Source organism: Cyclobacterium xiamenense, assembly GCF_042140265.1.
GTDB classification, from domain to species: Bacteria; Bacteroidota; Bacteroidia; order Cytophagales; family Cyclobacteriaceae; genus Cyclobacterium; species Cyclobacterium xiamenense_A.
Window position 1 is genome coordinate 3,834,619 of sequence record NZ_CP159481.1, and the last position, 23,274, is coordinate 3,857,892.

General features: G+C 46.0%; 23 protein-coding genes. 21 read left to right on the plus strand and 2 right to left on the minus strand.

The annotated features are described in order from the left end of the window. Positions 1-254 precede the first annotated feature (254 nt). Positions 255-854, minus strand: coding sequence for a YdeI family protein (locus ABWH99_RS15540; protein ID WP_375582765.1), 600 nt, complete (start codon positions 852-854; stop codon positions 255-257). Between the two features lie 725 nt (positions 855-1,579). Between ABWH99_RS15540 and ABWH99_RS15545 the strand changes: the two genes are divergently transcribed. The 5 genes from ABWH99_RS15545 to ABWH99_RS15565 all read left to right on the plus strand — a co-directional run bounded on the left by ABWH99_RS15545 (position 1,580) and on the right by ABWH99_RS15565 (position 10,095). Continuing rightward, positions 1,580-1,708, plus strand: coding sequence for a hypothetical protein (locus tag ABWH99_RS15545; protein WP_375582766.1), 129 nt, complete (start codon positions 1,580-1,582; stop codon positions 1,706-1,708). A gap of 13 nt (positions 1,709-1,721) precedes the next feature. Then, positions 1,722-5,849 carry a hypothetical protein gene (locus ABWH99_RS15550; protein WP_375582767.1) on the plus strand — a complete coding sequence of 1,376 codons (4,128 nt, stop codon included), beginning with the start codon at positions 1,722-1,724 and terminating at the stop codon, positions 5,847-5,849. Beyond that, complete coding sequence (locus ABWH99_RS15555; RefSeq protein ID WP_375582768.1) at positions 5,792-8,218, plus strand: LamG-like jellyroll fold domain-containing protein; 2,427 nt, start codon at positions 5,792-5,794, stop codon at positions 8,216-8,218. Before ABWH99_RS15550 ends, ABWH99_RS15555 begins: the two co-directional genes overlap by 58 nt. 51 nt (positions 8,219-8,269) lie before the next feature. After that, the gene (locus ABWH99_RS15560; RefSeq protein WP_375582769.1) at positions 8,270-9,763 is read left to right on the plus strand and encodes a tail fiber domain-containing protein; all 1,494 of its coding nucleotides are present in this window, start codon (positions 8,270-8,272) and stop codon (positions 9,761-9,763) included. 110 nt (positions 9,764-9,873) lie between these two features. Beyond that, entirely contained in the window at positions 9,874-10,095 is a 222-nt protein-coding gene (locus tag ABWH99_RS15565; protein WP_375582770.1) for a hypothetical protein, read from the plus strand. Between the two features lie 684 nt (positions 10,096-10,779). On the opposite strand, the gene ABWH99_RS15570 is transcribed toward ABWH99_RS15565, so the two are convergent. Next, positions 10,780-11,385: a DUF998 domain-containing protein gene (locus ABWH99_RS15570; protein ID WP_375582771.1), complete on the minus strand. Its 606-nt coding sequence runs from the start codon at positions 11,383-11,385 to the stop codon at positions 10,780-10,782. Between the two features lie 973 nt (positions 11,386-12,358). On the opposite strand from ABWH99_RS15570, the gene ABWH99_RS15575 reads away from it, so the two are divergent. The 16 genes from ABWH99_RS15575 to ABWH99_RS15650 all read left to right on the plus strand — a co-directional run bounded on the left by ABWH99_RS15575 (position 12,359) and on the right by ABWH99_RS15650 (position 23,247). Next, complete coding sequence (locus ABWH99_RS15575) at positions 12,359-12,625, plus strand: transposase (protein ID WP_154859709.1); 267 nt, start codon at positions 12,359-12,361, stop codon at positions 12,623-12,625. A gap of 5 nt (positions 12,626-12,630) precedes the next feature. After that, positions 12,631-13,431, plus strand: coding sequence for an IS3 family transposase (locus ABWH99_RS15580; protein ID WP_375582772.1), 801 nt, complete (start codon positions 12,631-12,633; stop codon positions 13,429-13,431). A gap of 140 nt (positions 13,432-13,571) precedes the next feature. After that, on the plus strand, positions 13,572-13,847 hold the full coding sequence (locus tag ABWH99_RS15585; RefSeq protein ID WP_375582773.1) for a hypothetical protein: 276 nt from the start codon (positions 13,572-13,574) through the stop codon (positions 13,845-13,847). A gap of 270 nt (positions 13,848-14,117) precedes the next feature. Next, positions 14,118-15,206 carry a nickel-binding protein gene (locus tag ABWH99_RS15590; protein ID WP_375582774.1) on the plus strand — a complete coding sequence of 363 codons (1,089 nt, stop codon included), beginning with the start codon at positions 14,118-14,120 and terminating at the stop codon, positions 15,204-15,206. Positions 15,207-15,330: 124 nt separating this feature from the next. Continuing rightward, entirely contained in the window at positions 15,331-15,777 is a 447-nt protein-coding gene (locus ABWH99_RS15595) for a group 1 truncated hemoglobin (protein ID WP_375582775.1), read from the plus strand. Positions 15,778-15,796: 19 nt separating this feature from the next. Next, positions 15,797-16,183 (plus strand): cupin domain-containing protein, encoded by a 387-nt coding sequence (locus tag ABWH99_RS15600; protein WP_375582776.1) that lies wholly within the window; start codon positions 15,797-15,799, stop codon positions 16,181-16,183. 425 nt (positions 16,184-16,608) lie between these two features. After that, complete coding sequence (locus tag ABWH99_RS15605; protein WP_375582777.1) at positions 16,609-16,965, plus strand: hypothetical protein; 357 nt, start codon at positions 16,609-16,611, stop codon at positions 16,963-16,965. Positions 16,966-17,454: 489 nt separating this feature from the next. After that, positions 17,455-18,603: a serine hydrolase domain-containing protein gene (locus ABWH99_RS15610; protein WP_375582778.1), complete on the plus strand. Its 1,149-nt coding sequence runs from the start codon at positions 17,455-17,457 to the stop codon at positions 18,601-18,603. Between the two features lie 56 nt (positions 18,604-18,659). Further along, entirely contained in the window at positions 18,660-19,394 is a 735-nt protein-coding gene (locus ABWH99_RS15615; RefSeq protein WP_375582779.1) for a helix-turn-helix transcriptional regulator, read from the plus strand. A 38-nt stretch (positions 19,395-19,432) separates the two neighbouring features. After that, complete coding sequence (locus tag ABWH99_RS15620; RefSeq protein ID WP_375582780.1) at positions 19,433-19,882, plus strand: SRPBCC domain-containing protein; 450 nt, start codon at positions 19,433-19,435, stop codon at positions 19,880-19,882. A 2-nt stretch (positions 19,883-19,884) separates the two neighbouring features. After that, positions 19,885-20,298, plus strand: a complete 414-nt coding sequence (locus ABWH99_RS15625) for a DUF6157 family protein (RefSeq protein ID WP_375582781.1) — start codon at positions 19,885-19,887, stop codon at positions 20,296-20,298. A gap of 377 nt (positions 20,299-20,675) precedes the next feature. Continuing rightward, positions 20,676-20,945, plus strand: coding sequence for a hypothetical protein (locus ABWH99_RS15630; RefSeq protein ID WP_375582782.1), 270 nt, complete (start codon positions 20,676-20,678; stop codon positions 20,943-20,945). A 51-nt stretch (positions 20,946-20,996) separates the two neighbouring features. After that, positions 20,997-21,572, plus strand: coding sequence for a GNAT family N-acetyltransferase (locus ABWH99_RS15635; protein ID WP_375582783.1), 576 nt, complete (start codon positions 20,997-20,999; stop codon positions 21,570-21,572). Between the two features lie 181 nt (positions 21,573-21,753). Further along, positions 21,754-22,536, plus strand: coding sequence for a sulfatase-like hydrolase/transferase (locus tag ABWH99_RS15640; protein ID WP_375582784.1), 783 nt, complete (start codon positions 21,754-21,756; stop codon positions 22,534-22,536). A 48-nt stretch (positions 22,537-22,584) separates the two neighbouring features. After that, on the plus strand, positions 22,585-22,818 hold the full coding sequence (locus ABWH99_RS15645) for a transposase (RefSeq protein ID WP_375582785.1): 234 nt from the start codon (positions 22,585-22,587) through the stop codon (positions 22,816-22,818). 39 nt (positions 22,819-22,857) lie between these two features. Further along, positions 22,858-23,247 carry a hypothetical protein gene (locus ABWH99_RS15650; protein WP_375582786.1) on the plus strand — a complete coding sequence of 130 codons (390 nt, stop codon included), beginning with the start codon at positions 22,858-22,860 and terminating at the stop codon, positions 23,245-23,247. Positions 23,248-23,274: the final 27 nt, after the last annotated feature.

Below are 23,274 nucleotides of genomic sequence, written 5' to 3' on the forward strand. Positions count from 1 at the left end.
TGTGGCAAGTCTTACGGCTTGACGGGCCTTTTGCTTCACTATACTACCGGATCGTTTTTTAGGGCAATTGGCTTCGTTTGCTGTAGCCGGTACGGCCATAGGCTTCTTGCCGGTTTCGAAATACCTAAACAGGGGCTTGACCCGGAAGTAAAGGTAGTTGACATTCGGCTTTCCGGTCGGTGGAGGTGAAAGGATCCCTTTTCGCTGACGCAGGTTTATCCGTATCCGGAACCATCCACGGTGTGTCGGTGCCCTTATTTCCTTTTCGGTTGGTTGAAGTGATTTGCCCGGATACCTTTTTCGGCAAGGGATACCGTCTCGTTGATTCGCCTTTGTCTCGTTTCAGGCTTTTTTGCCTGTAAAATCCATTCCAAAATTCCCCTTTTGGATGAAGGCGGAAAGGCCTCCCAGGTATCCCCTGCTGTCTTATTTTTTGACAGTGCATCTCGCAGGTCATCTGGAAGGATCAGGTTTTCTACTTCATCCAACTCGGTCCAGGTCCCGTTTTGTCTGGCAATTTCTATTGCCTCGAAACCGGCGGATTGCATAAGCCCTTGTTTGATGAGCTGCGCAACTTTTTCCTTGTTTACCCTACTCCAATTACTCTTGGGATTTCTTTTGGCAAAGAATTGGTAGTAGCTTTTTTCGTCTCGTTTGTTGGGCTTGCTATCTATCCATCCAAAACACAATGCTTCATCGACCGCTTCGGGATATTGCACGGTGGGTAGGCCGCTTCCCTTTTTGTAAATAATCAGCCAAACGGATTTTTCGGATCGGTGATTCCTCGCCAACCATTCTCGCCATTCCAATCGGTCTTTGGCCTGAAATGTCTGAATCCCATGGTACGTTTCCATTTTCCTCGGCTCGAAGGGTATCTACTCGCGCCCTTCAGGGCAGATTCAATCTACGAAAAAAAATGAATCGATGCCTCAACGATCTCAAATTTCGGAAAAAATACCGTTAGAAAACGGCTAAGGTTGTTTTTAACCCTTGATCTGCCTGGGTGCTGCCGTTTGGCTTCTACCCGGTGCGGCCTGATCTACGCGTGCATCTTCGGGACACAGGTAATTTTGAGAATCGGGTAGCCTACCCTCTTTCTTTTTGATTACGAAGGGTAGCAGCGGCTTAACCAAGCTTCTTCGCGGGATTAAAAAAATATACCTGTTCGTGAACGTTTTATGACCGATTTTAAAAAAAACCTGGTATATTCAGTTTTAAGAGTCAACGAGTTACTTTTCCGTAATTGGAAATTTAGCCCAACGCCGGGGGTAGCATGCAGATGGGGTTCTTTCGATCGTTTTTCCTGGTACCGGATCAGGAAATACGGAAGAGCAAAGGGTCAGGCACCAGGGCAAACGCACACCATTCGTTGCAGGTCTCCTGACAGGGAGAGTTAGGCCGCTGTCAACGAAAGATTACCAGCCAAAAAACGTAGACAACAGATCGCTGCCCGGTGGAAGTAAACCAACATCTTGGGTGCAAACCGGCGATCACCCCGGCCAGTCTACATGAAATCACCCACCCGTTTATCGCTATTCGGCAAGGAGCTTGGCGTGTGGAAGCGCTTGGTGTGAAACGAATGACCGGTACATGGGGCAATTTTCGAGAAAGGGCTACCCGATTCGAAAAAAGCTTTACCGCGGCATTGCGCGTATCCGGCACCATCTCCGCTGCCGGCTCCGCTGCCGAAATTGAAAAACGCTACTAAAAAGATAGACGCTATGCCTCAAACTTCCCCACTGATCAACAAGAACATGACCAGGCAGGAAACACACCTGTACCTGCACACCGGTATGGTGTCCCATCAGGGCATTCCCGTATCCTTTGCCATGAGGCAAGATGGGCGCATTTTTTACAGCGTACTGAATATGGCGAGCAGCGAACAGCGCAACCAGACACCCGAGGGGATTGATCGGAACAACGATAAAAATTTTTGGTCGCCGGTTGCCTTCGAGGGAATGGGGGCAAGCTGTTTACCCTTTCCCTCGGAAATCATGCAGGTAGGGTATGGCGTAGTGCCCAATTTCCAGATAGATCGGTACAACAGCAATAACGAAAAGATCATCGCGGGCTATGATAGCGAAGGGAAACCGCTAGACACCGAGGGAAAGGTAGTATCGGACCGGGCACTGCTCGACAAGACCGACGCTTTTTACTCCAGTACAGCCAGGCTCGGGGCGAAGGCCCCTTTTCAAGTGCTTTCCGATGGCAAATATATTTACACCTTTCGTCAGTCGATCGGAGCGGACCACCCCGACAACGAAAGCCCCGCCATTGTAAATAATACCCTGCTGGTAGATCGTTTCATTCTCAGTGGGACGGTACTGAAGCTGAGCCGGGAAATACGCTACCAGCGCAGCCGCCATAAAACAGCGCCCGAATCCCGAAAAGACACCCTCGCTGCCGTAGACGTGGAAGGGAACCCCTTTTACGAGCCAACGCGTGAGTTGGCTTTTGCCAATAACCTATCCAACGGGAATTTTTCGGTACTCCTGATACCCGGAGCGGATTCGGAAGAACAACGGTGGCAGATTTTCACCAGCGATGCTGCCACTGATAGGGTAAATAGCTTCAACCTCAGATTTGATTACAGCATCGTGTTTGACACCAGCGATTCCCAGGCCGTAGTGGCCGAATTCATGGAAAAGTATGGGCTCGATGGCGGTTTCATTTCTACGATTCAAGCGAAAGTGACCGAAGGAAAAAGCGATGAAGAGATCTCCAACGACTTATCGAAAACCAGCGCTTTTGACTACATCAACCTGCCTGAGTTTGCACGGCTGGTACTCAGGGATGCCTTGAGCGAGATCGTGTACACGGTACGCACCGGCGTCAGCAAAGACGATTTCAAACTGGAATCGGCATCCGAGTGGCCGTTGATCGAGTACGAGGCAGATGGCAGCAGCATTACCTCCGACTATTTGCGAAATGGGGTGCTTCAGCAAAAATATTCCTTTCATGGACCGGGCGATGAATTGGCTCCTCATTCCTCGCCTTACCACATCCGCCATGGGTTGACCTCCTGCTATTACTACCAGCAGGAAATCGGAGCGGATGGCAAACCCATGAAAAACAAGGCCTGCGTAATGCTCGCCATGGGGCTTGCGGATAAACATGAAAACAAATACATTGGCGCCCTGAATTTTGCAGCGGCGGCTTCCGGCCACCTCAGCCGCGTCACCGTGGATGCGGTCAATATGCCGGATATCAACGTTCAGGCCCTGGACGAAAACCCTTACAATACCCTGGAACAAATCCCCCGGGATGAAAACAACAACCGGTTAGCCTGGCAGCACCCGCAGCGCATGCGGCTGCTCGATATTGATCCGAACGGCCTGGGCACCAGTGGTGGCGTGTTGAAATTTGCCTACACCAGTGCGGAGATCAGCGAAAGCCAGGGCTACTCGGATGCAGCCGAAGCAACCGATCCCTTTTTGTTTGACGATTCCCTGGGAAGAGTGAACCTGTACTTCAAGGGTAGAAAGAATAATTTTTTTGTACTGTACTTCAATCCTACCGGGAGCAAAAGCATATCCATCACCGATAGCGAATCGAAGCTCGTCTCCCCTACCCTGGCATTGGAGCCGCGCCTCGACCGGGACATGGCCATTGAAGTCGCGGCAACAACGGCTACGGGCAGCAATGTCTGTACGCTGACCATGACCTCAAAGGACAACAAGCAAGAGGTAGAACAATGGCGCAACCTTCCCCGGCCCTTCAATCAAATCGCCGCCATTTTGAATGGAAATGGTGAACTCCCCCTGGGTACGCTGGAACCGCTGGGCAACGCCACCGACCCCAGGGCCGCCTACCTCAAACCAACGGGGAGCAAAGGTACCCTCAAGCTCCGCAGCACGGCGAAAAACAACCTCCTATTTCGGGTTAGCGATGCTTCCGCAGCACATATAGCGGATGGGAAAACGCACGAGCCTACGCTGCGGCAACTATCCGCCTATCTAGCCGAAAACCCCGTGCTACGTATTGCCGGAAAGTCATTCTCTCTAAGCGGAAAGCCCAGAGTGGCCGCCGACATTTTTTATAAATCCTACCTATCCGGATTAGTCACGGAGGAAAAAGACGTCAATGCCCTGTGGGATTATTTGAAAAATCAAGGACTGATAGGGGAAGTCACCGGACAGCCGGCACTGGGCAACCTGAAAGCTGCGGCGCTATCCGGTACGCCGGAGGCCCTCAACGAGCTGTTGAAAGACGAGGGCATCGACGGATTAGACCTGGAACTAGTAAGCGTAGGCAACGAGGCGGATAAAAAAGCCCGACGCGCACGACTCAAACAATCCCTGATTGCCCTGCTACTGGATGTGGCAAATGTGCGCACCGTCACCTTTGAGGTACTGGATACGAATACCCAGCAAATCGATCGCCTGGAAGCCGGCCTCTCCGCAAACCTGCTGTACGATTTCAGCAAACATTTCACCTGCACCCCAGCCCAGCTCGGCGGATCCAGCGCTTCAAAATGGGAAAAGGCCAGAAGCTACCTGTTTAAGGCCGGAATTGAGTACGACGAAAACACGAGCCCCAAAACGGAAATTGACGCTGCCTTCCACTACCAGTATTCCATCAACAATGCAATCGGCCAATGGGAGGATTGGGAGGCGAGCCTGGCGCTGGAGCTGGCACCCAAATCGGCCGCCAATGGAGCCGCGCTAAGTACGGCAGAAGAAAAGCAACTGGAGGTATTGCAGCCCACCGAGAAAGGGCTGAGTGTAGAGGCCTGGGTCAAGCCTTCCAGAAGTCTGGACCATCCGGCAAGCCTGATCTACTTTGAAAGAGGCAGTGCCTCGTATTCCTTGGGGATTGAAACCGTCAGTGGGGGGGAACGCTACCAATGCTTTGCCACGCTTGGCGGCAAAAAATATGTCAGCAAAAATGCCTTCGCGTTTCAACAGGAAGGCAAGGAACCCTGGCGCCACCTGGCATTTACCCATGAAAAATACTGGGGCTATCAGCTGGGCCCCGGCAACAAGGCGTTCATCGACTGTGGAAATGACAGTTCCCTACAGCTCAGCGATGAATTCACACTAGAGGCACTGGTGAAGGTTGACGCTGCAGGATTGCTTCTCGAAAAACAGCGCGAATACGGTTTATCGGTCAATGCCAACCGGGAACTCCTCTTCGATTGGGGAGGAGATAATGTATTGTCGGAATGGATCAAAATGAACGCTACCCCTACAAGCGACCAACAAGCCGACCCTACCAACTACAAGCGGGTCGATGGGTATTGGTACCAAAGAAGCAGCCCCGGCAAGCTAAGCGCGCTCAATCGGTTTTACAAAATCACCCTGATCCGATCTAGAAATAAGCCTCAGACCGAACCCACGAAAGCAGAATACCCCATTACCGGCAGCGATCAGGGTACAGCTTCCGGAGGGCCTGCCTCAACGGATAAATGGTACGAAGGAGCAGACAAAGACACCGATGAGCTCCTGAAAGGCATGGCTGAAAAGCAAGACCAGATGGAAAGCAAAATGGCATTTTCACAGGCAGACATGCTGGGCAACGTTTTTGGAAACGGTTCGGCATCCTCAGAGGCCAATCCGAAATATTACCATACACTCCTGGTCACCACGGAGGAGGGAACCACGCAAAAGTGGACCTCAGCAACGGCAATCGCGGTGAAAAAGGTAGAGGCCTACCAGGATTTCGTGATGGGGGCAAGGGATTCAAGGGCACCTTTGCCAGTGTGCGCATCTGGAACCGCGCCCTTTCCACGAGTAAAGGAGAAGCCTTTTCCCTGCCGGAAAACAAAGCGGGGCTGCTATCGCACTGGCGCATGGAAGAAGGCAAAGGCAAGTACCTGTACGATGAGATCAGCGAAAATCACGGTGTAGCGGAAGGGGGAGCCTGGACCGACAGTCCCCAAACCAACCAGGCTGGCCAATTTCGGTTCTATGTGGATGGAACGCCCGAAGCACACGAGGCACCCACAGCCAGCCCGGCATCCGGTCTCTCCCAATTCAGCATCGGGGGCATCAAAACAGGCACCGGGTATGACCGCCATTTCAAAGGCAGCCTGGAAGAAATCAGAATATGGAACGTACCCCGGACCAACGAGCAGATCACAGACAATGCCTTCGGGCGCTTAAAAGGTGAATGGGAGCAATTGCTCGCCAACTATACGTTTGATACACCGATGAGCCAAACCGAAGGAAAAGTACAGGATGCCAGTGTAAACAGCATCCAATTGACGCCCCATAACCCCGATATGCTCAAAGAAGTGCTTTCTACCGCGCCGATCGCCACGGAGATCCCCCAGGTCCGGTCGGCGCTTACCGGCGTGCTCACCGACTACAACGGGTACATACATGCCCGACCGGGCATGGTGGAATATGGGGATGTACAGCTAAACGACGATGGCACATTAAACGGAATCCTGAAACGCTGCTATTCCTTCATCGATGCGGATGGCGCATGGAACCGCATGACCGGTTACAAAGTCGGCAACCTGGTAAGTCAGTGGTACAGTCAGGCGCAGTTTGCCCCGCAGGTCATGGGCTTTCTCGAAGGGCCACCCCCGGTACCTGCCGAAAACTTTCCGGTGAGCAAAGATGCCGATGTGGATACCTACGCATTTAAATTGGAAAACGCTGCCAGATTCAAGCAGGCAGAGGAAGTCGCTTACAATTACAGCACCTCCAAGGAAGCCGGGTGGAATGTCGCGGTGGAAAGCGAAGCAAAAACCGGGATTGGTATCAGCACACTGATCGCTCCCCTGGGTTTTGGCCTGTCCTTCGATTTGGACGTGCAGTTGGCGGTCGCCTCCAACTGGCAGACCTCCGGCAAGCGGGCCCAAAGCTTCGAACGTGGTACCAGCGTGAATACCGAACGCTCGCTGAGCGCTGCCATGTCGGGCTATGACAACGGCGAACCGGGCGACAAACGGTACTACAAGCCGGGCAATACCGGCTATGCCCTGGTCAAATCAAAAACCGCGGATATTTACCTGTTGCGGCTGGCGCACAACCATGCCCTGGTCAGCATTTTCTGGCGGCCCAATCCCGATATTCCTGAAGATGTCAACATTGTACCCTTCCCCATCAATCCGCTGTACACCAAGCAGGGCAGCCTGGATGGAAAGTTTGGTGAAACCACCGACAGCCACTATCCCCAGGCGCAAGGGGCCTATGGACAGTACAGCTATTTCAAGCCGCGCGAAGCCTACCAACTGAAGAAACAGATCGAGCGGGAAAAAATGGAACTGAAGGCGTACTTCGAGGACTCATTCGATGTGGCCAAAACCAACGCCCACTTCAATGCGGCGGCGGCAACCACGGGCATCGCTCAACTCAGCACCATCATTCCCGTTTGGGGACCCATGTTTGCTTCCGGGTTTAATCAGATCGCCGGCCAGCTCGCCACCCAGGTTGGCTACAACAACACCCAATTGAAAGACGATCTGGCCAAAATGGGTAGCCAGCGCAACCTGGTCAATACCTACGTCTGGACAGTAGAAGGGGGCTTTTATGCGGAGTCCACCGAGGTGGCAGAAACCCAGCAGGAGACCTTTGCCAATGAGACCAGCCTGGCACTGGGCGGAGGCTTAGGGGCGGCGATGGGCGTCGAGGGGGGCGGCTCCTTTGAACAAAAAACCATGTTCTCCAGCGGCTCCAGCTTTACCCTCACCAAATCCAAAACCAAAAAATCGAGCACTTCTTTCGGGCTGGATATCAAGGTCGGCATACCCACCTCCCCGCGCTACAAATACGGAGGTGTAGACGGACGCAGCCTGGCGAAGGGACTTATCAAGCCGGGTGTGGTAGATGCCTATCGCTTCATGAGCTTCTATCTGGAGCCAAAAGGCAAAAATTTCCTGGACTTGTTTACCAAGGTCATCGACCCGATATGGCTGGACGAAAGCGCCGACCCCAACGCCCAGGCCCTTCGGCAGGCCCGCGGGAATATTGACAAGGCCAAGCCTTGCTGGCGCATCCTGCACCGGGTCACCTACGTGAGCCGTATCTTGCCGGAGTTCCGACCCGAGGCACCCCCTTCCCTGGAAAAAACCATGCGGGTATCGGGCATCGAAAGCAATTACATGCTGATCAAAAAATTCGAGCCTTACCTGGCCAAGATCTCGGACCCAGGCACCTTCTTTGCAAAAATCGAAACAATCATTGATACCCAACTCCCGGAATTCAAAAGGTACAAGCAGCAGATCAGCTACTACCTGGCGCTGTATTTCAATATCGGTCAAGCCTGACCGGTGAAGGAGATGGAACCGTTCTTTTTAACAAAACATAATTGATGCAAAATGGCACTTTACAAAAAGCAAGCAGACAAAAAATCCGGTGACGGCCTGGCCCTTACCGAATGGAATGACCTCAGCAGCGCCGTGGCTGGTGATGCCGGATTGACGCTCGCCATCAATCCAACTGATAAAATCGGGATAGGCACCAGCAATCCAACCGCTAAGTTGGATATTGTGGGCGATATAAAGGCCAATGGCAATGTATCCCTGGAGCCGGGCAATTCGGTTTCGGTCAACTACGGGCCCTGGGGGATCGGTAACCGGAAATTCATTGAATTTCAAACCAACTACCTGGGAGATGGGAATCGGGGACAGGTACACCTGTATGCACCCTCCAACTACTATACCAACGTTCCTGCCCTGACGCTGGCCGGAAATTATGGCCCAGGTGGAAACGTCGGCATCGGCATTACCTCCCCGGCCGAAAAACTAGAGGTGGATGGCAACGTAAAAGCCGCCAAATTCATCGGCGATGGCTCCCAGTTGACGAACTTGAGTCTGGGGGAAACGGGTGTTAACCTGGCGACAGCAGCCGATTCAAAGGTAGGCATCGGGACAGCCGACCCGCAAGAAAAACTCGACGTCAACGGCAAGCTTCGACTCTCCGCTTCCTTCTCCTCCCTGCATTTTTCAGCGAATAAAACCAAGCAGTTCATCACCTTTGGATCCTGGAGTACGCATGGCTACGGCATCGGTGTACAAAGCCATACCCAGTACTTTCGTTCCAATGCAGACTTTGCCTGGTTCAGAGGAGGCTCACACACGGATGCCCGACTTAACCCTGGGAGCGGAGGAGCGGCACTCATGGTGCTCACCGACGGGAAACTGGGGATAGGAACCGACGGCCCGATCGCCAAATTACACCTCATCAGTGCCCCTACGGATGCCAACGGTCAGACGCTCACCCTGGGTCCCAGCTCCGGATTGAACTCCAACTTACGTCTGGGATACCACAAAGACTACAGCTGGATTCAATCCCACGGCGCAAAGCCATTGCGAATCAATCCACTGGGAAATGAAGTACAAATAGGTGCCCCCCTGCGCCTGACCGATTCGGGCAACCAATGCCGAATGGCGGTTCATAGGGACCGACTCGTTTTCCAGCTGGTAAAATCGGTGCACGGATCAAACAAAGGCATTTCCTGGGATGGTGACACCAACTGGGATTCGTTTTCGGATCAGCGCCTGAAAACCAATATCGTGAAGGAAAAAGACATCCTTCCCCGCCTGATGCAACTGGATGTCAAAAACTATCATTGGAAAGACGAACCGGACCGGGAGCAAAAGCTCATCGGGTTTATGGCCCAGGATGTACAGCCCCTGTTCCCCGCGCTGGTAGGGGAAATGGAAGACGAAGCAACCAAAGAAACCAGGCTGACGCTAAAATACGCGAGTTTTGGGGTGCTGGCAGTGGGTGCCCTCAAAGAACTGAAGCAGGAATACGATGCGCGCATCGCCGCGCTCGAGGCAGCCCTCGGGGGGCTGACAAACCCTTAAAGGGTCAAGCAACCCACCTGCCTGTGCGGGCGTTACTTCTCCCCCTGTCATGAAGGTAACCCATTTCCAGGGCAGGAAACCAACCGATACTCACCAATCGAAAAAAATTCATGAGCAATCCATCAACGTTAACCCTTCAACTCACGCTGGACGAAGTCAATACCATCCTCAACGCGCTGGGTGGGCTGCCTTATGCACAAGTATACGGACTGGTGCAGAAAGTGCAGGCCCAGGCCGAAGCACAGCTGGCACAGCAAAACGGCCAGACGCCTTCCCTGCCCCAAAACCAGAAAAAGCCTGCCGTCGACGAGGATCCCAGGAAATCCGGTTAACTGCCCACGCGGTGCTGATTCGGCACCCAGGTCCATCCCCCTGTACGGAACCACCCGCAAGCGCAGCCTGTGGATGGCTCTTGCTAGCAGGATAGCGGGCAAAACAGCCGGGGATGCCGTTCCGAGCCCAAAGGCACCCGGTCCTGTGACTTGACCAACGCCCGGGTAGCCCGTTAGCAGGACGTCGGTAGCACCAGAGATAGGGATACTGCGCTACTGAACCCTCCCTACTGGGTAGCGCCGGTATATGGCTGGTTTACTTCAGTCGGGAAAACGACCCACAGGCCCGAATTGCTGTTGGAAAGGGACGATGATCCACCGAGCCGAACCTCCCCGGCAGCGCTGTGCTCGCTACCTTTGGCGACTGGTGTTTGGAATCAACTCGATTACGCACCGAGATAATCAGATCCAAGTTGTAAAATGGTAGCTGTCGCTTTGCCGTATTTTCTCCTTTCGGTTGAACGGGTGTAATTTTCGCACAAGTTCCCCTTCATCTAGTTAAAACCGAGACCATGCCTATGCTTGGGACTGAGCGTTAAAAAATGATCTCCCAGAATCAATGTAGCGAGGGCCCGGATGCAGGGAAGCTATCGCCTGTCCCGATCGTTTATCGGAAAGCCCCGTACGCCGGGTGGTCGTACCTCCGGCAGATAAATCTGAGCGCCTCAACCTTCGCCATTTGGCTCAGCTCGGGCTACTCGATTGGCCACTGGCTTCATTTATTTGGTTGTAAAATAATGTCAACCAAACGAAACTACCTACATACATTACTCTTTGTATAATGCCAACGTGAGAATCCATAATTCCGAACAACGCTGAACATCCAACCACAAAAGCAAATGTCACAAAATGAATGATTTTTAAATTGGTATTAGTTTCTGTAAATCCGTAAATTAAAAGTCCGCCAGAAAATGTCATTCCTGCAATTTGTGCAGCATAGGAATGGATCTTTGATTCTAATTCAGCGTACTCAATTCCGTCAACAATTGGTTTTGTCGAGTAAAGGCCTGAAATCAAAATTGCCAATCCGTAAATCAGAACAGGGAGTTCGGTCAATACGTTTCCATTTCCGTTAATCAGCTTATTCGTAATTCCGAAGAGTAAGATTCCACCAAACAAAATAAATCCGATTTTCATTATCCAACGATATTGGTAATGCTGGGAAGCAAGTTCACTTATCGTATTGGTTTTCCAATCATATGGGTTTGTCGTAAATAAATGAGCAACAATTATAACCCCGACAAAAAGTCCGACACTTGTCCAATTATATTTGGTAATCAGTTTTGTCATTTCTTTTGCTTGCGGCTAACGGATGGGGTTGCTTGTTACATTCGTACGTTTAGTTTTTGAGTTCTCCTGTTCTGATACCAATAAATAGGCTTTAAAAATTGCCATTTCTTGGTCTGGGTTGGTGTCGATAAAATTTTCATCTTCGCACTAATGCATCAAGCAACCAGGAAGAAATTCAAGGGTAAAATGTGTTGAGAATAATATGTTACAATTAAATTTAAATGAAGAGTTTTCATACTTTTATTTTTTGTCGATTTTAAACTGTTTAAAATAGGCATCAATCGAATTGAATTTGATGTTTTCAAGTAAATAACTGATTCTGCATTTTTAACGCCAATCACGATGGACATAATCGCTAACCTGAGCTGTGAATGGAATAACGGGTCTAAATCTTTGAACATAGTTTCTATTTTTCACGATTTGCATATAAAATATGTCCAGGAACTATGAACGAAATTATCCAAGCAACAGACTCAATCACTAATTGCTCTTGTAGTTTCAGATAAGAGGCTACTAATGCCAGAATCCCAAAAATCACTCCACCAATAATGATCAATCGATATCGCAAAATCGCGCCAGTTATTGTTACAGCAAAAGCCATAAGCACCATAAAAATCGGATGCTGAAGTTTAAATTAATGCTATGCAGTACATTAAACCGAATTAGGTTTACCAAAACCATACAAATAAATAACGAAATCCACACATATCGCAGGGATATTCCAATATAGGTCTGAACTTTTTTACTCTCCTTTATTACGTAATAAACTGAAAATATCAAAGCAATCAAAGGAAGGGCTATGCCGAGTACACTTAGTGCTTTTCTAATCGAAAAGGTAAGCGCTAGACCTCTTTCAATATACCCAGTTGTTGAAACAAAGAACAATACCCAACCCCAAACGATAAATAAAATCCCGTGGTACTAGGCTGCTTTTTTTGAACAGGTTAAAACTAGAATTTTTAACTTAGTGATTATGAAAAAGAGCAAATTTAGCGAAGAGCAGGTCATCAAGATCCTCAAACTGCAAGAGGACGGCCACAAAGTAGAAGATATATGCCGGAAGTACGGCATCAGTTCTGCGACGTTTTACAGCTGGCGGAATAAATATTCGGGCATGGATGTGCAAGAACTTCGTCGTCTCAGAAGCCTGGAGGAAGAAAACAGTCGCTTGAAGAAAATAGTGGCCAACCAAAGTCTGGAGATTGACATGATCAAAGATCTTTTGTCAAAAAAGCCCTGACGCCCGTGCAAAAGCAGGAACAGGTGACCTACCTTGAAGATACCTACAAGGTGTCCCATGCATGGGCGTGCAGCGTCGTATCGGTATCCAGAACCATAAAGTATTACCAGAAGAAAATGCCAGCAAAAGATGCCCAGATCAAAACGATGATTGAGCAGGTGATAGGCTGTAGCCGAAAAGGCAGAAACAAGGTGATCTGCCTGGTGCAGAAAAAGTATCCTCACATTAGTGGTAGCAAGATCAGGCGCGTGTACGAGCAAGAGGGATTTAGCCTGCACAGGCGTCTGAAACGCAGGATTAAGAATCAGCCCGCCAATCCGATTGAGATTCCATTAGTGGCCAACCAAGAGTGGGCAATGGACTTTATGTCTGACACGTTGGAAAACGGGAGAAAATTCAGGACGCTGAACGTGGTGGATCATTTCAACCGTGCCTGCATGGGGATTGCGGTGGCACACAGCCTGCCGTCTGTACGTGTAATCGAATACCTGGAGCGTATGATTGAATTTCAGGGCAAGCCCAGGCGTATCCGAACCGACAACGGTCCTGAATTCAGAAGCAAGAAGTTTCAGGCATGGATGAGCGACCAGCAGATAACGTGGTCGCCAATCCAGAAAGGAAAACCCCAGCAGAACGGAATCGTAGAGCGGTTCAATAGAACCTTCCGGGAAGATGTGCTTGATGCTTACCTATTCAGTTCCGTTGCGCATGCTCAAGACCTAGCCGATACATGGAAACAAGATTACAACAATCGGAGACCCCACCAGTCACTGGGATACCAAACCCCTTCTGAATATGCGGCGTAAGGTTTTCCAAAGGAATAAAACTCCCAAAACAGGGAGACAAAAAGGCTGCCCACTGGACAGCCTTGGAACCCGTTTCGGTCGGCCAGCCCTATCCCTGGTGGGTTGCTCCTCAGCAGCGCCCACTTCCGTTTCGGACCGGCATGGCAAAATTCAAAACAAAAACCTACATTTACAACCTGTCAAAATTCCCAGCCATATACCGGGGAGGCGCAAGACCGGGCGGTAGGGCTCCGGAAGGAAAAGACTTTAAAGAGGAAGATTGGAGGGACTGGACGCTATGGGGAAGCTGCCGGAACAACCCTGAAAGTGTTGATCCACCGGGGGGCGGCCATCCAGGGAACCGAAAGGGTTTCGAACTGAATGAAAAGATCCGGTCCAGGTCGTACAGTGAGGCCATTCAGGTTCTGAAAATTTAACCGGTACCACCGGGAAAAACTGCACGGAAACGCCCGTCCTGTAACCCAAGCTTGGGTGCAGCAGGCAGTTCACGAGTAAAATATTATTTTAGTACATTTAAGGAAGTTTTTGAAATCCGGGAAGAAAAGGGCTCCGGAATTGCCCGCCGCCCACAAGCCCCGGACGTTATGGGCAAATCAAGCAACTTATTAAAGTAGTTGTTTATTATAGAGCACGAGATAGATTAAAGATCAATTTATTTATTAAAGAATAATGATATGCCAATATTCATGGATCGTCACGATGTTTCTGAAGCTGTTACTGCCGAAAGTGTTGCCCACCTCCATCAAGCTGATTTAAAAATTCAACACAAATATGGTTGCAGGGGTTTAACCTATTGGTTTGACGATACCCGCAAAACTGCCTTTTGTTTGGTGGAAGCACCCAATAAAAATGCAATTATTCGGATGCATGAGCATGCTCATGGCGATGTACCTCACCAGATTATTGAAGTTGATAAAACTATTGTAGAATCGTTTTTAGGTAGGATAGAAGACCCGGAAAAAGCACAGGATACAACCCTGAATATCATTAACGAGCCCGCATTTAGAACAATAATGATGCTTACAATAGAGAATCACTCCTTTAAAAATTCTGACCCTTTTTCTGTTTTTTCAAATGTGCAGCAAATTTACAAACAGATAAATCCAATTCTGAAATCGTTTAATGGAAATATTGTTCAGCAAAAAGAGGATGGTCTTTTAATTTCATTTCGGAAAGTTACAGAAGCCATTTTATGTGCTTTAAAAATCCATGAAACTTATAGGATTTTCAGAACACAATACCAGATTAATTTTACAGAGTTATCTATCGGAGTGGATGCCGGCATTCCAGTAACCGATAAAAAATCAATTTTTGAAGATACGATTAAAATGGTGCAACGGATGTGCTTTATTTCCAGTTCTGAAATAATTATAACATCTGCAGTAAAGCAGTTGTTTGAAAGCGAGAATTTTGGGGAAATGCTAAGCGGAAACCAAATACACATACTATCACCGGTGGAAGAAATATTCGTAAATAGTTTAATGGAATTCACTGAAAAAGAATGGCAAAATGCCGAAATAAAAGTTGAAGATTTCGAAAAAAATATAGGTGTTAGCAAATCAAAACTCTACCGAGAACTGATTCGGCTGACCGGGAAATCACCACAAGTTTTTTTACTTCATTTCAAGCTGCGGAAAGCATTGCAAATGTTACAAAAGCAAAAGGGCAACATATCAGAAGTAGCTTTCAAAGCAGGTTTTAACAGCCCTTCCTATTTTGCTAAATGCTTCCGCAATAAATACGGAATTATGCCCTCCGAATTAGTGCCTCAATAAAATTTTTGCTTCCTTATCTTTTTTTTTCGCCTTAATCCAAAATTACTTGCATAAGAACCAAATGTGCTATTGAATGCTATTTAGCTGCCGTAGTTTTGCAATCTAACATTTAATAATAAAAATTATGCAAAAGCAACTCACATTCTTAATCGCACTTTTTACCATAACCTTTATGGCTGGTGCACAAACCACATCCACCGAAAAAACACTTTTCGAAAGATTGGGTGGAACAAGTGGCATCACCGCCATTGTTGACGATGTAATTGAAGCGCACATGAACAATCCGGCAATTAGTGCACGTTTTAAACCTTACGAGGATCAACCGGAACGATTTGCAAAAATCAGGCAGCATACCATTGAATTTTTTAGTGCCGGAAGCGGTGGTCCGGTTGAATACAAAGGCAAAGATATGCCGGTCACGCATCAGGGAATGAATATTAGCGCTGCAGAGTATATGCATGTAATTGACGATATTATGGGAGTGTTGGAAAAACATAATATTGACGAAACATCTGAAAAAGATGTGCTTGCTATTCTGTGGTCGTTGAAAGGAATGATAATGTCTAAATAATTAAAAAGAGAAACAAAAAATGAAAATCGCAAAAGAAGACATTGAAGTAAAAATGGAAATTCCAGGAGCTGTTATACGCCAGAAAACAGAATTTGGTGATGCATCCGGGTTAGGTAAGATAAGCGGTGAGTATTTCAGCCTTTCAAAAGGAGTAGATACCACCCCGCTTTTTATAGGACTGGAAGGAAATTTGTGTCAGAGCCCTCACTGGGGTTATGTTCTGAAAGGTGAACTATCGACCACTGATGCGGATGGCTTGCAGGAAACGGTAAGGGCTAATGACATGTTTTACTGGCCGGCTGGACACAATGTAAAGGTCTATGCTGATGCAGAAATAATCATGTTCAGCCCTCAGCATGAACACAGCCATGTAATTAATCATATGATTGAAAAAACCAAGGGTTAGTTTATCACCGAAAAAGAGTGGAGACTATCATTAATTTTATGATAAACATGTTTGCAACATGAGATAGATTAGTTTAGAGCACAAATCCTGAGTTTATCTCAACAAGATTCCATCTTTATTTTACGGTAAAGATGGAATCCTCATTTAAAAAAACTGTTCCTATAGTAGCTTGAGCTATATCAAAATAAATATTTATTGTAATCAGAAAAGACTCTGAGTGTAATCAGCCCATAACATTGTATAAAAGCAATAGCGGGTGAAGCGCTAAATTCAAGGTCTGTGCATTTAATATACTTTAGTGCTGACGGACAGGTAATCGCCTTGAAATCCGCTACTGGTCTTATACTTGACCGTTATGGGCAATTACCGAAAATCAAATAGACAAAGTTTTTCAATGAAATATTTTAATTTAATAAAAAACAGATATGAATAATAATTTGGATAATAACAGTGAGAAATTCCCCAAAGGTCATTTTGTTGGAATGTGGATGGGAATTGGAATTGCCATTTTTTCAGGTCTTGGTATACCCATAAGTATTATTACCGAGAATTTTGGTTTTATTGGAATTGGAACTGCGATTGGTATTGTTTTCGGATTATTAATTGGACAATCAATCGAAAATAAATACAGCAGAGAAGGAAAAATAAGACCATTGACCGAATCTGAAAATATCAATCGGCAAGTTGCATTAAATCTTGGTAAAAAAATTGCAATAACACTCGGAATAGCGCTACTCACGATAGGTATTTTGTTTTTTTTGTTTATGTATTTTAAAAACTAAAGAGCCTAAACCATTTACCTAAATAGCAATCTAGAGGACTAAATTCGGATTGATTAGTGATGTCAATAAAAACTTTAAGATTGATGTTTTTGCCGAGCTGCTTGCCTACTCTTCGCAACTTAAAGTTTTCATTAGAGGCTACCAAACACCAAAGTATCAATTGAAAAAACGACATTTAAGGTGGCAACATATTTATGGTAATAATAGCTGAAGAAAACTTTCAATTGGTCACAGAATATTCATCGAGGAAAAGAAGTAAAACAAGAATGGCAAAAAATAAAAACTGCCCATAACAACGCATATAGCTTATGGCGGGAAAGTTGGTTATCTAAGCTTTCATCATTTAACTTTGCTTGTCACGGTTCGACAGGAAAGCACTTCGAAACCGCCACAAGCCATATCCAAAACGTTGTGCGGTAAACAGGCAATCAGACAAGACGCAAAATGAACCGGCCAAAATTCAAAAAAATTTACATATCGCAACCGTTGATGCATAGATTGAAAGTCTGCCTTTTTACCATCATGCTTGGCGTTGTACCACTTGTTGTGAAAAGTCAAACACTAGACTATGATCAATTCAAGTCAATGGTCGACTCTCTGGTAAGTACCGATCGGTTTAGTGGAAGCATAATAGTTGATGTAGGTTCTGAAAAAAAATTCCACTATACGGCAGGCTATGCCAATAGGAATCCGAATATCCTGTTAAATAGCTCAGCAAGATTTGAAATTGCATCACTCTCCAAACAATTCACCGCCGCCCTCATACTGAAACTGAATGAAGAAAGCTTACTTTCTTTACAAGACCCTTTCGGTATATATCTTGAATGGTATCCTGAAGAATATAAAGATCAGGTTTCCATTCATCATTTATTGGCCCATCAATCAGGAATTCCAAACTACACGCATGATGGCGATTGGCCTGAATTATCCACGCAAGAGTTTGCTAATGCGGATTTTGTAGCGCATTTTCTTGAAGAAAAACCGCTGGAATTCGATCCGGGTTCAGATTTCTCGTACAGTAATTCAAACTATTATCTGCTGGGTTTAATTGCTGAAGAAGTTGCTAAGGAAAATTACGGAGATCTTCTTTATAGATATTTTTTCAAACCATTGGAGATGAATAACACCGGAATCCTCGAAAACAGAAATGAGATCAGGAATCTGGCACACGGTTATGAAAAGTTGGCAAGTGGTTATGTTGATAATGCACCTACTCAAAGCTATTCAACAGCATTCTCTGTTAGTGGTTTGTATTCGACACCGGAAGACTTACTCAGATGGAGCAAGGCCTTAGATAGTTCTACGATTTTTACTGACACTACCTTGAATAACATGCTGACCCCATATCTAGCCGATTATGGATACGGGCTTCTGATTTCCGATCTAGAGCCAGAAAAACTCGCTGACCGGATACGAGATCCATTTTCCATAAACAAATACCCTAAAAATACCACTGTTCAATGCATCTGGCATTGGGGAGCCAATCCTGGATACAATACATTATTTCTGAAGATTCCGGATCAGCAAATAACCATTGTAATTCTTGAAAATCTGACCCATTTAGCAGCTGAAACTCCAACACTGATTCCAGATCTGGCTCAGAATATTGTGACAAAAATGCTGACCATAAAGCCGTAAAAAAATATGCACAAATTTATGATTTGATCCTTAGTTATTCAGTAATCCCAGCTCGTATGGCGTATTCAGATAACATTTCAAGATTGTCACGATTGACTGCAATTCTGCTGAAACTGCAAGCCAATGCCTATGTCACCATTGAGAAGTTGTCGGAACACTTTGAAGTGAGCAAACGAACCATATACCGGGATCTGGCTTCATTGGAAAAAGCTGGTGTCCCGATTATTCAAATTGAGGGAAAAGGCTATGGGTTAATGGAAGGATACAGATTACCCCCGATCATGTTTACCGAAGCAGAGGCCAATGCGTTGATCTTCGGAGAAAAAATGATAGCCAAAACCAAAGATCAATCACTCATCAATCAATTCACCAAAGCAACCGATAAAATAAAGGCTGTTCTTCGAAAGAGCGAAAGAGAGAAAGCCGACTTTCTTGCCCAAAGGACCATAATCGGTAAAAACTGGGAGGAAGAAAGAACAAGCAATTACCTTTCTGATATTCAAAAAGCTCTGACCAATTTTCAGGTTATTTCTATCGAATACAGAAAGGATGGGGCTACCAAAAATACCCAACGTGAGCTTGAGCCCTTTGCCATATATCATAATACCAAAGAAAATTGGGTATTAATCGCGTGGTGCAGATTAAAACATGAGTTCAGAAGTTTCAGAATTGACAGAATTCAAAAACTGACCAGGCCTGGGAAAAAATTTGTCCCACACAAAATGACTTTAGATGAGTATGTCGAAATTCAGAAACGAAAATATTCTGGTAAAGGTGTGACAAAGGGCTGACACAGCACCGGTTTATCTTTGGAGAAAACAATCATGAAATGAAAGATTTTTATACAGAAATTTTTATCAATGCCCCTTCTGATCAGGTATGGAAAGCATTTGTGGGGCCAAATCAATTCTTTATGGCTTTCTTTCAAGCCGATATCCGTTCTACTTTCAAAACCGGAGATCGAATAGAATATGCGGGTATGTGTAAAGGACAAGAAGTAGTTTATATCTATGGGGAAGTGTTGGAGTATGAAGAAGGTAAACTGCTTTCATATACCGATCATCCTAGGCCAATTTACAAAGAAAACCATGCAGATCTGCAATCAAGGGTTAGAGTAACATTAGAATCACTTGGGCAGTCAACCCGGATGACATTAAAAAATGATCAATTTACCAAAGACAACCCTATGCAAGAAGAAGCCAGACAATGGTACCTTATTCTTAGCAATTTCAAGACCTGGCTGGAAACGGGAAATTTGATGGACATACCAAATCAATAATTATGAAGCATTCAACTAATTATTACAACACGTTTATTGAAATAGCAGAGGATTGTAAAGCCGAAATGGGAGAAATGCCACCTATTAAAGGAGAAAAGAAAACGGTGGCTAATTTGCAATTTGACATGCTGTATGGAAATGATTACAAATACACGTCCGATGATGTATTGTTTGGCGTTTATGCTATCCGTAAAGAATTTGAAAAAAGAGAACTGAGTGAACAAAGGGAACACTATTTTTCCAAAGGGCAGCCATGCTTTCGCGCTTCACCACTCACCAAATCATATGGGTGGGGCATACATAGTAACGAAGAAGGCAAAATTGCGATATATGGAGTTGAAACGGAAGAGTATCGAAAGTTTCTTGAGGATGATACGATCAAGAAAGTGAAAGCAATGAGCAGTAAAAGAAAATAGTAATCTAGGATGAGATATGTTCTTACTAAGAAAAGTAGAACGTTTAATTAAATAGTAAATGAGCGACCGCACAACATTGGCTATACGTAATTCGGGCGAAAGTGCCAATATAAAAGTAATTACATCAAATAAACTAACAGCTAAACGGAAAGTGAAGTACTTTGAAATTCCGCACTACACATAGCCTAGACGGTTACAGGACAGGCAAGTGAAGTAAGGGAAATTGGTAAGCCTTCGGAAGGAAGTCCACGATAGCTAGGAAGTTCACGAAGGACCGGATGGGGTTTTTTCCGGCATCCAAGGCAAGGGACTTTTTCGGTTTCCGAAGGTGGCCTGCGTAAAATTCAGGACTGAAGGCGTGCCTTTTCAGACAAAGTGTGGGATTTCTGAAGGGGTCTTGTCCCAATTACGGGAGCTCACAGTCCTGTACAGGGGAGGCGCAAGACCGGGCGGTAGGGCTCCGGAAGGAAAAGACTTTAAAGAGGAAGATTGGAGGGACTGGACGCTATGGGGAAGCTGCCGGAAAAACCCTGAAAGTGTTGATCCACCGGGGGGCGGCCATCCAGGGAACCGAAAGGGTTTCCGAACTGAATGAAAAGATCCGGTCCAGGTCGTACAGTGAGGCCATTCAGGTTCTGAAAATTTGACCGGTACCACCGGGAAAAACTGCACGTATACGCCCGTCCTGTAACCCAAGCTTGGGTGCAGCAGGCAGTTCACGAGTAAAATATTATTTTAGTACATTTAAGGAAGTTTTTGAAATCCGGGAAGAAAAGGGCTCCGGAATTGCCCGCCGCCCACAAGCCCCGGACGTTAGCAACAAGCAGAATCATCAAATGGAAATAAAAACTGAATTTACTATTGAACCTTGTGAAAAGGAGAATATAAAGAAAATTGTTGACGGAATTAACGAATATAACTTGAGTAAAGTCCCTGCAATTGCTGACATATGGACTCGTTTGGAGTTTGTAGCAAAGGATGAAAACAAAAACGAAATTGGCGGAATATTAGCTGGACTTGGATATTGGAATGGTCTCGAAATTAAAATTCTGTGGGTGAAAGAAGAATACCGAAAAAATGGAGTTGGAACTAAAATTTTGAGATACGTCGAAAAAATAGCTATTGAAAGAGGAGCGGAATTTTCAATGCTTGATACGTTTGATTTTCAAGCGGAGGAATTTTACTTGAAAAACGGATATAAACCAATTGGAGAAATAAAAGGTTTCCCGAAAGGACACAGAAGAATATATTTCTCGAAACAATTAACGAAATAAATAAAAGCCAGTTGCTAACAATGTATAACCGCAATTACGGCGGATTCGACTACGTCCGAATCCACTCGGAATTGCTAACGTCTGTGCTAAACCGAAAATTAAAGCATATTAACCCGTAACTGACGGTTATACGAGACCGTTGGCAACCATTAAAATAACATTGATAAAAAATATTTAAAACATGAAAAAAAGTATCCTTACCCTATTAGTCATTTTTATGACATATCATCTATCTGCTCAGAACGTTAGCGTATTTGATGAAACCATTGTACTAAAAGACAATTTGGAACCCATAATTCCCAGACCCGACCAAGAAAAAATTGCAACGCAAAAGCTTTCAGATTTAGAAGCCAAGACAGGGCAAAAGCCAAACATCCTCATCTTTTTAGTAGATGATTTAGGTTGGGGAGATATTGGTGTTAATGGTGGTGGTGTGGCTGTTGGAGCGCCTACCCCAAATGTGGACAGACTTGCAAGAGAGGGAAAGAGATTTACCTCTTTTTATTCAACCCCAACCTGCACCTCTTCTAGAGCCATGATGTTAACAGGGAGGCAACCGATACGAAGTGGGTTAACCAGACCTTTATTGAGCGAAGATAAAGTGACTACCAACCCATGGGATGTAGAAGTGACACAGGCCAAATTACTGTCATCAGCAGGCTGTAAGTCTGCCTTAATTGGGAAATGGCATATTGGTGAAGCAGAAAACATGTTACCTCATGAAGTGGGTTTTGATTATTTCTATGGCCTTCCAGCTGTACAGTCTGATTATACACAGTTCTTAGTTGAAAGACAGTATTCAGATATGATTAACAATAAAGAACTTCACGATAAAGCATTTCAACTGCAGCCAGAAGGGCTAATTACTGGCGTAAAGGGTGGCAAAAGAGAAGTTGGTTTTGAAATTAAAAATCTTACAGATATACGACAGGTTGAGCAAAAATTAAAGAATGAGTGGTACTAGGCTGCTTTTTTTGAACAGGTTAAAACTAGAATTTTTAACTTAGTGATTATGAAAAAGAGCAAATTTAGCGAAGAGCAGGTCATCAAGATCCTCAAACTGCAAGAGGACGGCCACAAAGTAGAAGATATATGCCGGAAGTACGGCATCAGTTCTGCGACGTTTTACAGCTGGCGGAATAAATATTCGGGCATGGATGTGCAAGAACTTCGTCGTTCTCAGAAGCCTGGAGGAAGAAAACAGTCGCTTGAAGAAAATAGTGGCCAACCAAAGTCTGGAGATTGACATGATCAAAGATCTTTTGTCAAAAAAGCCCTGACGCCCGTGCAAAAGCAGGAACAGGTGACCTACCTTGAAGATACCTACAAGGTGTCCCATGCATGGGCGTGCAGCGTCGTATCGGTATCCAGAACCATAAAGTATTACCAGAAGAAAATGCCAGCAAAAGATGCCCAGATCAAAACGATGATTGAGCAGGTGATAGGCTGTAGCCGAAAAGGCAGAAACAAGGTGATCTGCCTGGTGCAGAAAAAGTATCCTCACATTAGTGGTAGCAAGATCAGGCGCGTGTACGAGCAAGAGGGATTTAGCCTGCACAGGCGTCTGAAACGCAGGATTAAGAATCAGCCCGCCAATCCGATTGAGATTCCATTAGTGGCCAACCAAGAGTGGGCAATGGACTTTATGTCTGAGGTACTAGGCTGCTTTTTTTGAACAGGTTAAAACTAGAATTTTTAACTT